Origin of the sequence: Clostridium bowmanii, from assembly GCF_018861315.1 — a bacterium.
GTDB lineage: Bacteria > Bacillota > Clostridia > Clostridiales > Clostridiaceae > Clostridium_AD > Clostridium_AD bowmanii.
Map to the genome: position 1 here is coordinate 63746 of NZ_JAHLDL010000023.1, position 13579 is coordinate 77324.

14 protein-coding genes, 1 pseudogene and 1 other annotated feature are annotated in these 13579 nt (G+C 31.0%); of the genes and pseudogenes, 4 read left to right on the forward strand and 11 right to left on the reverse strand.

What is annotated here, in order from left to right; genetic code table 11:
- Positions 1-69: 69 nt before the first annotated feature.
- The 3 genes and pseudogenes from KPL51_RS15460 to KPL51_RS15470 form a co-directional block, all read right to left on the reverse strand.
- Positions 70-1395: a pyrimidine-nucleoside phosphorylase gene (locus KPL51_RS15460; RefSeq protein ID WP_216163348.1), complete on the reverse strand. Its 1326-nt coding sequence runs from the start codon at positions 1393-1395 to the stop codon at positions 70-72.
- 65 nt (positions 1396-1460) lie between these two features.
- Positions 1461-2114, reverse strand: coding sequence for a deoxyribose-phosphate aldolase (gene deoC, locus KPL51_RS15465; RefSeq protein ID WP_216163382.1), 654 nt, complete (start codon positions 2112-2114; stop codon positions 1461-1463).
- Between the two features lie 48 nt (positions 2115-2162).
- Positions 2163-3179 (reverse strand): annotated as a pseudogene (locus KPL51_RS15470) (LacI family DNA-binding transcriptional regulator); the annotation flags it as partial.
- A 325-nt stretch (positions 3180-3504) separates the two neighbouring features.
- Here KPL51_RS15470 and KPL51_RS15475 point away from each other — a divergent pair.
- The 3 genes from KPL51_RS15475 (at position 3505) to KPL51_RS15485 (ending at position 5941) form a co-directional block, all read left to right on the forward strand.
- Positions 3505-4041 (forward strand): TetR/AcrR family transcriptional regulator, encoded by a 537-nt coding sequence (locus KPL51_RS15475; protein WP_216163350.1) that lies wholly within the window; start codon positions 3505-3507, stop codon positions 4039-4041.
- Positions 4042-4176: 135 nt separating this feature from the next.
- Positions 4177-4554: an HsmA family protein gene (locus tag KPL51_RS15480; protein ID WP_216163352.1), complete on the forward strand. Its 378-nt coding sequence runs from the start codon at positions 4177-4179 to the stop codon at positions 4552-4554.
- A 121-nt stretch (positions 4555-4675) separates the two neighbouring features.
- Positions 4676-5941, forward strand: a complete 1266-nt coding sequence (locus KPL51_RS15485; RefSeq protein ID WP_216163354.1) for a hypothetical protein — start codon at positions 4676-4678, stop codon at positions 5939-5941.
- Positions 5942-6086: 145 nt separating this feature from the next.
- On the opposite strand, the gene KPL51_RS15490 is transcribed toward KPL51_RS15485, so the two are convergent.
- Positions 6087-7004 (reverse strand): aldo/keto reductase, encoded by a 918-nt coding sequence (locus KPL51_RS15490; RefSeq protein WP_216163356.1) that lies wholly within the window; start codon positions 7002-7004, stop codon positions 6087-6089.
- A 357-nt stretch (positions 7005-7361) separates the two neighbouring features.
- Between KPL51_RS15490 and KPL51_RS15495 the strand changes: the two genes are divergently transcribed.
- On the forward strand, positions 7362-7520 hold the full coding sequence (locus tag KPL51_RS15495) for a hypothetical protein (RefSeq protein ID WP_216163358.1): 159 nt from the start codon (positions 7362-7364) through the stop codon (positions 7518-7520).
- A gap of 124 nt (positions 7521-7644) precedes the next feature.
- Here the strand turns inward: KPL51_RS15495 and thrS are convergent, their stop codons facing one another.
- From thrS to KPL51_RS15530, 7 genes are all read right to left on the reverse strand, one after another.
- The gene (gene thrS, locus KPL51_RS15500; protein WP_216163360.1) at positions 7645-9414 is read right to left on the reverse strand and encodes a threonine--tRNA ligase; all 1770 of its coding nucleotides are present in this window, start codon (positions 9412-9414) and stop codon (positions 7645-7647) included.
- A gap of 40 nt (positions 9415-9454) precedes the next feature.
- Positions 9455-9682 (reverse strand) — a binding site (T-box leader).
- A gap of 127 nt (positions 9683-9809) precedes the next feature.
- Positions 9810-10007, reverse strand: a complete 198-nt coding sequence (locus KPL51_RS15505) for a hypothetical protein (protein ID WP_216163362.1) — start codon at positions 10005-10007, stop codon at positions 9810-9812.
- Between the two features lie 305 nt (positions 10008-10312).
- A complete protein-coding gene (locus tag KPL51_RS15510) occupies positions 10313-11182 on the reverse strand; it encodes a methionyl aminopeptidase (protein WP_216163364.1) in 870 nt (289 codons plus the stop codon).
- A 181-nt stretch (positions 11183-11363) separates the two neighbouring features.
- A complete protein-coding gene (locus KPL51_RS15515; RefSeq protein ID WP_216163366.1) occupies positions 11364-12506 on the reverse strand; it encodes an MFS transporter in 1143 nt (380 codons plus the stop codon).
- 214 nt (positions 12507-12720) lie between these two features.
- Complete coding sequence (locus KPL51_RS15520; RefSeq protein ID WP_216163368.1) at positions 12721-12915, reverse strand: hypothetical protein; 195 nt, start codon at positions 12913-12915, stop codon at positions 12721-12723.
- Complete coding sequence (locus KPL51_RS15525; RefSeq protein WP_216163370.1) at positions 12873-13250, reverse strand: hypothetical protein; 378 nt, start codon at positions 13248-13250, stop codon at positions 12873-12875. The genes KPL51_RS15520 and KPL51_RS15525 overlap by 43 nt, the downstream gene beginning before the upstream one ends.
- Positions 13210-13395: a hypothetical protein gene (locus KPL51_RS15530; protein ID WP_216163372.1), complete on the reverse strand. Its 186-nt coding sequence runs from the start codon at positions 13393-13395 to the stop codon at positions 13210-13212. The genes KPL51_RS15525 and KPL51_RS15530 overlap by 41 nt, the downstream gene beginning before the upstream one ends.
- Positions 13396-13579: the final 184 nt, after the last annotated feature.

Genomic DNA, 13579 nt, shown 5'->3' on the forward strand with positions numbered 1-13579 from the left:
TACATTGTAACCCAAATAAAGAATAGAAGGTATACCACCTTCTATTCTTTTACTAATTAAAATATTTAATTAAAATTTTGTCATACCATCTTTTGTAACAATACCCTTAATTAATGGTTTAGCTATTATTTTACCAGCTACTATTTCATATGCGTTTAATACCATTTTTATAGCTACCTTTTGTTTTTCAGAATCATTAGCATAAATAGTTGCAATAGCATCACCTATTTTTACAAAATCCCCGATTTTCTTATGAAGAACTATTCCCACCGCTAAATCTATTATACTTTCTTTAGTTTCACGACCAGCCCCTAAAACTAGTGCTGCTTTCCCTATGTCATCCGCTTTTATTGCTTTTACATAGCCCTCTTGAGTTGATATAATAGGCTCTACAATAGTTGGCAATGGGAATAAAGAAGGATCATCTACATAAGCTGGATTTCCACCTTGTGCTACTACAAGTTCTCTTAATTTCTGAAGACCTTTTCCTGATTTTATAATATCTTTTAGTATTTCCCTTGCTTCCTGCGCATCCTTTGCTTTTTTACCCAGTACAAGCATATGTGCACCTAAGGTTAAACAAAGTTCCGTAAGCTCTTCTGGTCCTTCACCTTTTAATGTATCTATAGCTTCTTTTACTTCCAGTGCATTACCAACTGCAAACCCTAATGGTTGATCCATATCAGTTATTACACCAATAGTGTTTCTGGAAACATTAGTCCCTATGTCAACCATTTCCCTGGCAAGTTCAAAAGCATCATCTTCACTTTTCATAAATGCACCACTGCCTGTTTTTATATCAAGTACTATAGCATCTGCCCCTGAAGCTATTTTTTTACTCATTATGCTTCCTGCAATTAAGGACATATTATCAACAGTTGCAGTAACATCACGAAGTGCATATAGCTTTTTATCTGCTGGTGCTAAATCTGCAGTTTGACCACCTATAGCAATTTTTACTTCATTTACGTTTTGTATAAACTTTTCTATTGACATGGCAACTGAGAACCCATCGAAAGATTCTAATTTATCAATAGTTCCACCAGTATGTCCAAGTCCTCTTCCAGACATTTTAGCAACTGGTACACCAGCTGCTGCAACAATAGGTCCAAGTATTAGTGTGGTTGTATCCCCTACTCCGCCAGTACTATGTTTATCAACCTTTACACCCTCAATAGCCGATAAATCAATAATTTCGCCACTATTAACCATTGCCATTGTTAAATTCGTTGTTTCTGTCTTATTCATCTTTTGAAAATATATTGCCATAAGCAATGCTGAAACTTGATAATCTGGAATGGAACCTTGCGTATATCCATCCACAAAAAAATCAATTTCTTCCTTACTTAGTTCATTACCATTTCTTTTTTTCATTATTAAATCGTACATTCTCATGATATTCACCCCGTAATCACTTATTTAATTTTATACACATATAATCAAATCCGTTGTTCAAAACCTTACTCTTTATACCCTTTAACTATTTCTATAGAACTACTAGCCCCTATTCTACTAGCACCAGCTTCAATAACAGCTTTTGCATCTTCAGCTGTTCTTACTGCTCCTGAAGCCTTAACACCCATATCAGGTCCTACAGTTTGTCTCATTAACTTTATGTCATGAACCGTTGCTCCTCCTGTTGAAAATCCTGTTGAAGTCTTTACAAAGTTTGCTTTAGCCTCTTTAGCTATCTCACATACCTTGACTTTTTCTTCGTCAGTTAAAAGACAAGTTTCTATTATTACTTTAACTAATGCGCTTCCTTTAGAAGCTTCAACAACCGCTTTGATTTCATCTTTTACTACATCATATTTTTTTGATTTTACAGCTCCAACATTAACTACCATATCTATTTCCTGTGCACCATTTTCAATAGCTTGTTTTGCTTCAAAGGCCTTAACTTCTTTAGTAGTAGCTCCTAGTGGAAATCCAACAACTATACAAGTTTTAACGTTGCTTCCCTGTAATTGTTTGCTTACTAATGATGCATAAAATGCATTTGCACATACTGAAGCAAATCCGTATTCTTTAGCTTCCGCGCAAACCTTTATAATGTCTTCCTCACTTGCTCCTTGTTTTAATAATGTGTGGTCTATATATTGCTCAATTTTCATATTAATCTTCTCCTTTACATTTTTAAAATTTATTTTATTTTCATTTTCTTCTATATACTTTTCTGATCCCTTTAATTCTATTTTCGGCAAAATAGTTTGTCTTTTAATTGACCTAGGTCCCTTGCTATTTAAATTTTCTAGTAACATTTCCATGCCAATTCTACCAAGTTCAATAGATGGGCCATTAATAAAACTAATATTCATCCCTATTATATTCAATACATCAACCCTATCAAAACCTATAATAGCCATATCCTTTGGTATAATTATCTTTTCCTCATAAAAAGCTTTTAAGCATCCTAAAATCATAGTATTACTACTTACAAAAATAGCAGTAGGTCTATTATCCATTTTCAATATTTGCTTCGTTATTTTATAAGCAGTGTCATATGTGTAATCACCATAAAGTATATATTCCTTTTCTATAGAAATATTATTATCTTCTAAGGCTTTTTCATATCCTATCAATCTCTCTTTTGCAGGTCTAGACTTCATGTTTCCTGTAATTATAGCTATTTTTCTGTGGCCTGCTTGTATTAAAGCAACTGTTCCATCATAAGCACCCTTTATATGATCTATAAAAACTCCACTAAAATCAAGATATTCAACATGTCCATCAATTAAAATTATTGGAATTCCTAAGTTATTGAGAGTGTCTAAATTTTCACTATTACCTACATCCTTAAAGAAGGTGGGTGTCATAAGTAATCCCTGAATTCTTTGCTCTTTAAGAACATTAATAGCTTTTAATTCTTTATCTTTGTCCTCATCAGTAACACAAAGAATAATGTTTAAGTTATGCTCATCAGCAATTTCAGTAATGCCTTTAATAATCTCCCCAAAAAATAGATTGTTTATATCAGGGATTATAACACCAATGGTATTGGTTTTACTTGTGGATAAACTTCTAGCTATAGCACTAGGCGTATAATTTAGATCTTTTATCACCTTTAGAATTTTTTCTCTAGTTTCATTTTTTACATAACCTGAATTATTTAAAACTCTTGATACTGTCGCATGTGATACGCCAACGTTTACAGCGATATCATTTATTGTAACTGCCATCTTAATCCTCCTCATATTCAGGAAAACGCTTACAGAATTCTGAATAACCAATGATGAAGTTTAGCTTATAATCCACTATATCCATATTAAATTGTCTTATAAACCAGTGTGGTAAATTAATAACTTAATTTTCTGAAATATGTTACCGCTTTCATATCTAGTATACTTCAAGGTAATGTAAATTTCAATAGGATTTTTTCTAAATATTACAATTAAATCTTTAAAAATAAAAAGCAAGTGCAAAATCATATTATTTTTTATGATATACTTGAAATGACAAAATATAAATGTTATAATGAACATAGTTCATAAAAGGGGTGACAATATGCCCAAAGTTATCGAAAACTTAAGAGAGACAATAATCTTAGAGGCTAAAAACATTCTATTAACTCAAGGCTTTAAAGATTTAAACATACGAGAAATTGCAAAAAATTGTAATATTGGCACTGGTACATTTTATAACTATTTTTCAACTAAAGAAGATCTAGTAGCTGATATCTTTAGGGAAGATTGGAAAAAAGTATCTAATCTAGTAGAAGATCTAAAATTTACAGAGGAACCTTGTAAAGAAAAAATCAGAAGAATATATTTATCAATTGGAATGTTTGTAAACAGCTATATCCCAATTTTTTATGAAATGGCTATGCTTAACGGAAACGATAATAGATGTCATGAACCTAACAGATATGATGCTTTATACACTAAGTTAGGTGAGCTGTTAGATATTGAAAAAGCTAAGGGTAATGTAATCTCAAATCTTTCTTCTTATAAGCTGGCAGAACTTATTGTTTCTAACTTAATGTATCTTAATAAAAATAAATTTATAAGTTTTAATGAGCTATATGACAATTTAAAAATTTAGTAATCCCTATTATCTTATATTAGAAATTAATATAAGATATTCTTTTAAAACTATATGAACACAGTTCACATAGTATAATTCTGTCAAAAGTATTATTTTCAATATTCTAATATATAAAAAATGGAGGATGTAAATATGTTAATTTATGCAATTGTTTTTATAACCTTAGCTCTTGTAGTTTATACAATTGGTGTCTGGAGTGAAAAACTTCAAGGAACTCTTAAGCCTTGGCATTTAGGTCTATTTCTATTTGGCCTCGTATGCGATACAACCGGCACTCTACTTATGGAGAATATAGCAAATAATTCTGTTAAAGTAGTATCAGGCTTTAATTTACATGGAATTACCGGTGTTATTGCTATAGCCCTAATGCTTATACATGCTATATGGGCCGCAGTAGTTCTTATAAAGAAAAATGAAGAGATAATCGCTAAATTCCACAAATTCAGTATAATAGTTTGGATTATTTGGCTGGTTCCTTTTATCTCTGGAGCTGTGGCTCACATGAAATAACATTTATTAATTTAACTAAAGTAAAAACCGTACTGAAAATTCAGTGCAGTTTTTACTTTCATTTCACAAGCACTATACAAATCTAACACAGGCTATTATAATTAGTAAAAAGAGGTGAATTATGGATAGCTTAGTCATATGTAATACCGTAGAAAAACTTAAAGATAAATGTACTAAATTATGGTGGGACACAGATAAATTTTCTCCTATCTTCAGCGAAGAAATTAATCTCAAAGAAAAAATTCTAAAAGAAAGAGCTATGAATAAATTTTTAAGCGACCTATTTTCTCATCTTAAAAACTGTCCTGAAAATGAAAATACTCAGGTAGAATGGAGAAATACACTGTGGTCCATGATAAAAACCTTTGGTCATGCTTCTGGCTTTACTGAAGATGAAATTAATGGTGATTTTTCGAAATCACTTCCAACCATAACTCATAAGTTTATCTGTAGTGTTAAAGGATTCGATAATACTATAAGATTAGATAAAATGGTCCAAGCGCTTAGAAATGTTTGGATTATGAATATACTACAAGTTCTCTTTAACCTTAAGGTAGAATATACTCCCTCAATTTTTGCTTATAGTATGCTCTACCCCTATACTGATAATTATTTAGATAGCCCTTTAATATCCCTTGAAGATAAAAAATCAATTAATGAAAGATTCAAATCAAGATTAGAAGGTAAAGAAATAAAATCTAATAACTCCTATGAAGCAGCACTATTTAAATTAGTTAGTTTAATTGAGGGTCAATATCCGAGAGCTCACTATAGTGAAGTATATGAAAGCCTTTTATGCATACATTCTGCTCAGAGCCGAAGTCTTACGCAGCAAAGCCACATGACCTCTCCTTATGAAAGCGATATTCTAGGAATAAGTACTGAAAAAGGTGGCACTTCAGTACTTGCAGATGCCTATCTTGTAAATGGAAGACTATCTGAAGCTGAGTCAGATTTTATATTTGCTTATGGAACGTTACTTCAGCTTTGTGATGATCTTCAGGATGCAAAAGAAGATTTAAGCAATGAACATATGACTATATTTTCGGAGACCTCAGAAAAATGGCCACTAGATAATATTACCAATGCACTGTTTGACTATTCTAATAAGATAATAGATCTAGATGAGGGTTTTACTTCAATAGAAGGCACTAAAATGAAAACTTTCTTAAAGAAAAATTTAATTTCTCTTATCTTTGAAGCAATTTCACAAAACTATAACTTATATAGTAGTGATTATATTAAAAATATTGAGAAATACTATCCTTTTAGGATGTCATATACAAGAAAGCTTTATAAAAAAATAAAAAATAATTACTCAAGCTTTGAAAACATTCACGGTTACTCTATTGATGATGTTATATTAATAGCTACAGATGTGGATTAAAATGAAGCACTCTAATATGGGCTTTGAACATCTACTATCAAAATTGTTAAAAAAAAAAATTGGATTTAAAAATAAACAAGGACTTACTGTTTAACAGTAGATCCTTATTTTATAGGATAAGTAAAATTGACTATATATTTTATATTTATGGTAGCTTATTACCTGCTGCCCTATATATCTCATACCATTCCTGTCTTGTTAGTTCAACTTGCGTCGCCTTGCAAATATCTACTAGCCGCTTTGAATTTGTAGTACCCACCAATGGCTGAATTTTAGCAGGATGCCTTAGTATCCACGCAATTGCAATTGCTGAGTTTGTTACACCTTTAGTAGCTGCAATTTCGTTTATCTTATTGTTTAACTCTGGATATTTATCGTTATTTAAAAACACTCCCTCAAAAAACCCGAACTGGAAGGGAGACCATGCTTGAATAGTGATATCCTTCAAACGACAGTACTCCAGAATACTTCCATCTCTATCAATGGATGGATCAATTTGCATATTTACATTCAACCCTGAATCAATCATACCGGTATTTGTAATACTTAGCTGCAATTGATTTATAATGATTTTGTTATTTAAATATTTATTCAAAAGTTCAATTTGCATAGGATTTTGATTACACACTCCAAAGTATTTAACTTTTCCACTACTGTGGAGTTTTGAAAAAGCTTCGGCAACCTCTTCCGGCTCCATAAGAGTATCGGGGCGATGAAGAAGCAGGATATCTAAGTAATCCATTTTCAAACGTTTCAAACTATGCTCTACAGAATTTAAAATGTGCTCCTTAGAAAAATCAAAATATCCATCTCTTATGCCACATTTACTTTGAATTATAATTTTTTCTCGAGTAATGTGATTTGCATCAAAAGCCTCTGCAAAAACTTCCTCAGATTTACCTCCGCCATAAATATCAGCATGATCAAAGAAATTAATTCCCTCATCTAATGCAGTACTTATAAGTTTAGATGCCTCAATGTTTGAAAGATTATTTATTCTCATGCATCCTAAGGCAATCTCTGATGCATTTATTTCTCCATTTGCAATGTAATTTTTTTTCATGTTTACACCTTCCTTAATGTTATGTAAATTTTAAAAATTCTTATTTTCCATATAATTATATCAATTATTATATTACAAAACCATCTTAATTGTAATCTATTTAATACAAATCTTAATTTGTATATTAATGTAATTTCAACATTTATATGCTACAATAACCCATTTTTATTTTCCCAATTATTTAAAAAATATAAAGTATATCTAAAATGAGCTATAACCCTAGCGACACAATAAAATAGTAAAATATTTATGTGGTAATATATGTAAATTAATAGTATACTTATTATTGTAATACAAAGTATAGTTAAGCATCTATAAGGTTACTCTATGTAACACTAATATTATGAGGTGATAATTATGTCTAGAGGAAGAAAGAAAATGGAAAACTCTAAAAGTGAATTAATCCATGTGAGAATAAGTGAAGAACTATCAAGTGCCTTGGAAAGTTTCTGCACCGCAAGCAACGTAAAAAAGAGCGAAGGGGTAAGGCTAATCTTGGAAAGTATTTTGAAATAAATGTTGTGTTTAAAAAAGGTAGTTAAGATAATTCTTAACTACCTTTTTGCTTCACTGTGCACTAACATGAATAAAATGTTGATAAAGTTTGTTTTTGAAATGGTGATTGTGGATAACTTAAAGATTACTCATCTAGCATCTTACTATCTATTTCCTGTGTAATCCTTGAAATGAAGTCCTCAAGTATACAACTACCCTCATCACCATTCTTTCTACTTCTAAGTGATATACTTCCTGAATTTTGTTCTTTTTCTCCTATAACAATAATATATGGCAGTCTCTCACTTCGGGCCTCTCTAATTTTATAGCCTATTTTTTCTGCTCTAAAATCTTTGGTAACCCTAATATTATTTTCTGTAAGTTTATTTACTACAGCTTCTGCATAATCATTATACAATTCAGATATAGGTAATATTTTAACTTGAACAGGAGATATCCATGTTGGGAACTTCCCTTCAAAATGCTCTATCAATATACCAATAAATCTTTCTATACTGCCAAAAATCACTCTGTGTATAACAATTGGCGTATGCTTTTCTCCATCACTTCCAATATATTGCAAGTTAAATCTTTGAGGAAGTTGAAGATCCAATTGTATAGTTCCACATTGCCATGTCCTTCCTATACTATCCTCTAAATGAAAATCAATTTTAGGTCCATAAAATGCCCCGTCTCCGGCATTTATCTTGAAATCCATATTTATTTCCTCTAATGCCCCTTGAAGTGAACTTTCTGCCAATTCCCATTCTTCATCACTTCCCATAGAATTTTCCGGTCTTGTTGAAAATTCTACTCTATATTTAAATCCAAACCGTCCATAAACTTCATCTATAAGTCTAATTACGCCCTTTATTTCATCTTTAATCTGTTCCGGCAACATAAATATATGAGCATCATCTTGAGTAAATGCTCTAGCTCTCATAAGTCCATGTAGTGCTCCAGACAATTCATGTCTATGGACTCTTCCTATTTCTCCAACTCTCATTGGTAAATCCCTGTAAGAATGAGCTTCTAATTTATATACAAGCATTCCTCCTGGACAGTTCATTGGTTTAATTGCAAACTCTTCTTCATCTATATTAACAGTATACATATTTTCCTTATAATGATCCCAATGCCCGGATGTTTCCCAAAGTTTTTTATTTAATATCATAGGAGTTTCTATCTCAACATAACCATATGTCTTGTGAAGTTCTCTCCAGTACTCAATTAATTTATTTTTTAAAACTACCCCATTAGGAAGAAAGAACGGAAACCCTGGTCCTTCATCCATTAAAGCAAATAGTTTTAATTCTTTTCCCAGTTTTCTATGATCTCGCTTTTTTGCTTCTTCAAGCATATTTAAATACTCATCAAGTTCACTCTTCTTAGCAAATGCTGTTCCATATATCCTTTGAAGCATCTTATTTTTTTCACTGCCCCTCCAGTAAGCCCCAGCAACTGATATTAATTTTAAGGCTTTTACTTTTGAAGTTGACAATACATGGGGACCAGCGCAGAGATCTATAAAATCTCCTTGTTTAAAGAAAGTTAGTTCTTCGTCTTCAGGTAGATCATTAATAAGTTCTACTTTATAACTCTCACCCTTTTCTTCCATAAACTTTAATGCTTCTTCTCTAGATAGCACACTTCTCTCTAATTTTAATTCTTCTTTTACTATTTTCCTCATTTCTACTTCAATTTTCTCAAGTATCTCCATAGTGAAAGTTTCTTCCACATCAAAGTCATAATAAAATCCATTTTCTATTGTAGGACCTATCGCCAACTTAGCCTTTGGATACAATCTCTTTACTGCTTGAGCAAGTATGTGAGATGCGGTATGTCTTAGTGCCCTTCTTCCTTGCTCTTCATTAGAGTCCATTACACTACCATCTTTTAATACAACCTTTAACATGAATATTCCTCCTTCAAAAAAATAAAATACCCGTCCCCAAATAAGGGACGAGTTATATCGCGCTTCCACCCAAATTACAAAAGGTATAGTTTTAGTTCACTTCTGTCACTCAATACCAATAACGCAGGTTTGCGGAATTACCTACTTAAAGTTCAGTAATCAACTCAGAGGTGGTTTTCAATAACACTTGCTTAAGAAACCTTTCAGCCGATGAGTTTCTCTCTCTTTTAACAGTAAATTATCTACTTTTCCTCTTCACAGTTTTTAATTTAAAGTAATTATATTCCATAGTATGTTTGTTGTCAATATATGTTTTAGTTTTTAAAATATTTTTTTCATATGTGATAGATAATATCATAGGAATTATTATGTATAAAAGTGTGGCAACCCTATTTTTATAAGGGAAAAAAGGTTGGAATAAAAAGTATAGCTCCCATAATAATACAGATTCCTGAAATACTGCTGGCCCCAAGTATACATTTAATACATTTTTTATCGTATTCATCCTTTTTAAAATGCTTTATTCCCATAGCCAAAAAAAGTAAGGATGTTATTATTAATAGACTATTCATTGCAAACAATATTTTAATCATCTTAGATACTCCTCCCATACTTTTGTATTTATCAACTTCACTATATAAATAAGTATACAAAACATTTTTTACAAAATACTTATCATAATTCTTACAAATTTATTAAGAAAAATTTTCTTTATTTCTATTTGTTTACCTCAATAATCTAATTGTAAAACATAACCCTATATTTTTCCTAAACTAAGTATAAACAAAGTATAAACTCTTTTTACAAATCCTCTTTTTTCTGAACTATTTCAAATTTTTCTCTATACTAAATTAAAACAAAAGAAAACCCTGGACTAATTAGTCCAGGGTTTCAATGTTTATTTTGCAATTATCTCTAGGCCATCCTCGGTTACAAGGACTGTATGTTCCCACTGTGCTGAAAGTGACCCATCAACTGTAGATGCTGTCCATCCATTATCTTCATCTATATCTATTTCATAACTTCCGCCATTTATCATTGGTTCAATGGTAAATACCATTCCTGGTGCTAAGATCATATCTGTTCCTTTAGTTCCAAAATGGAAAACAAATGGCTCCTCATGCATCTGAAGTCCAACCCCGTGTCCTCCATAATCTCTAACTACTGAACATCCATTCTTTTCTGCATGTTCTTGAATAGCTGCTCCTATGTCCCCTAAAAATCCCCAAGGTTTTATTGCTTCTATCCCCTTATTTAGGCATTCTTTCGTTATTTCTACTATCTTCTTAGCTTCATCACTTACTTTTCCAATGGTAAACATTCTTGATGCATCTGAATAATATCCATTAAGCATAGTTGTAGCATCAACATTTATAATATCACCATTTTTAAGTACTACATCTTTACTTGGTATTCCATGACACACTTCATCATTGATTGATGTACAAATACTTTTTGGAAATCCATCATAATTAAGGGTCGCCGGAATTCCACCATGAGCTATTGTAAAATCATAAGCTAGTTTATCAATATCTTCTGTTGTCATTCCTTCTTTAATATTCTCACTAACTAAATCTAATAGACCATTATTAATTTTAGCACTTTTCCTTATTCCTTCAATTTGCTCTTTATTCTTAATAAGATCTTTTGTTGGAACTACGCAGCCTTTATTTTTCAAGGTTTCTAATTTTTTATCAAAGTCCAAGTGGCACTTTTTATATTTTAGTCCACTTCCACACCAGCATTTATCATTTCTACTTAAAATCATTATACATTACTCCTCTGTTAATATTAATTCAACTAAAAATCATGCCCAATTAAGAGCACTATTATCTACATTATACTACAAATTTTATCATTTAAATTTATTTCACCTATAATTATGCTTTATAAGGCAGGTTTTAAATCTTCAGAAAAAATTTGGCAACATGAAAATACAATTATTTTATTTACGAAGGAATAACATTTTTCTTATAGACAAGCAATAATATATAGGCACAAACACACATACCTACACAAGTTATAAATGCTGACGAGATAGAAATATCCGCTGTCTTTCCAATAATCACGTTGACCCCTGCACCAGTTAAATCTCCAAACATAGCAAATATTGATAAAAGAGTTGCCCTATCCATAGTACTTATACTTTTATTTTCAATATTTAAAACTATGGGAGAAATTATAGCTGCACTGGCACATATAAAAGTTATTGAAAGTATAGTTAATGTCACATTAGATGTAAATACAAGTGTTATACAACCTAAAGTAATAATGCTATATAAAACCTGAATGCTTCTATTTGCACCTAGCTTATTACTAAATTTATAAGCTTTGCTTGAGCTTAATCGAACAATCTGCATAACAACTGCCAATATTCCAAAATATTTAATATTTATTCCGCAGCGTACATATTGTGATTGATTTAAAAACACACCTACTACTTGAACCACTTCATTTATTAATGCAAATGAAATTACCAGTAATATAATAGTTTTGTTTTTAAAGACTGTTAGTAAACTTTGCTTAAACTTGTGCTTTTCAACCTGTGTCACATTAACCTCTTTTATAAATAAAGTTAATACAGATGCCATTGCATACGGTATGATAGTCCATAACGCAGTACTATCCATGGATTTTTTTATAAGTATTGAAAATATAAATGAGGCAATTAAATATCCACCAGTTGAAAATGCATTATATCTACCAAATACTTTTTCACTCTCATCTTGCTCCATGGATGAATATAGTAGGGCAATGTCACACCCTGAAATTCCTGCTAGAGATATTGCTAATAACACTCGTTCTAAGAAGAACATCACAAAGGAATCAGCTTTATAAAAAACTATTTTTGATATGAAAAATATAAAATTCGAAATAATAAGTGTTTTTTTATACCCAAATTTATCTGCAAACCATCCCCATGGAATTTCAAAAATAATCATTAATATCCAGGATATAGACTCTATTAAAAACATATTAGACAAAGACAAGTTTCTATTTTGCCTATATAATGTAGCAATAGGACCATAAAAAACAAATCCCTGTAGGAATACGATAATATACATTAAATAAATATTTACCTTTTTATTCAATTTTAACACACCTCCAAAGTTACACAACAAAAAAACCTTGTTTTAAAGGTTAATTTTGAAATTCCTTGCAACTTTATTGTGTATTAAATCGGTCTGTACATCTGCCTCTCTCCTTAAAAATCAAATTTTCTTTAATAATTTTATTATATTCTATCAAAAATATAACTATGCCATAGTCGCCCATTATATAAAATCATTTAATCTTTATATTTACTTATCCATGATATTCTCCTGTTTTTGCATTAACACTAACAATGCGGCATTCTTTTCCATCTATTTTAGTATAAACTTCATAGTATCCCTGACTGTTATATATATTAGCTTTTTCATATCTAATATTATTTAGTGAATCTGCATATCCACTTTTTATAATATCATCTTCAATTTTGCTTTTATTCCAGGAGCCCATTCATATGGATCATCTGCATTTTCTTTAGTAGATGTTGTAGTAGATTGAGTATCCTGAGCGGTAGTAGGTTGAACTTCCAGTGTCGTAGCAGAATCACTTTCAAATGCTTTACTCAACATACTAGCTGTTATTAAAGCATTTTGTGGTACATCATTAAAATATAGTGCTCCAGCTTCAAACGTACCTGCATCTATATTTAATATAAATTGCTGCTTTGCTTTAACTTCCACATTTTGATATGTGCAATACTGTAAAATCCACAATATTTCTGCCATCATCAGATTTAAAATATTTTCAAGTTGGAGAACCAAAAAAATTTTTAAATGCTTCCCCATATGTTGAATCCGGATTGCCAATTGGATGTCCATTTTTCACCATAAGTATGTACTCGTCATTTCTACTTAGTGTAGTACTTGAACAGCCCGTAAGTGTTACCATTATTAAAGACAAAAATACAATTATTATAGTCCTTATTTTCATCTCACGTCTTCCCCCTTAGTTTTTATAGACATTCGCTACGAATTAATATAACTCTGTCTTTTTCCATACTATCATTCACACAACCAATTTAGTGATAGTGTAAACACTATCTTTGTTTTATTTATTTAAATCCTTGTATTTGCAAGGCTTCAAGCTACCTTTATAACAAAAAAACAATGACCCC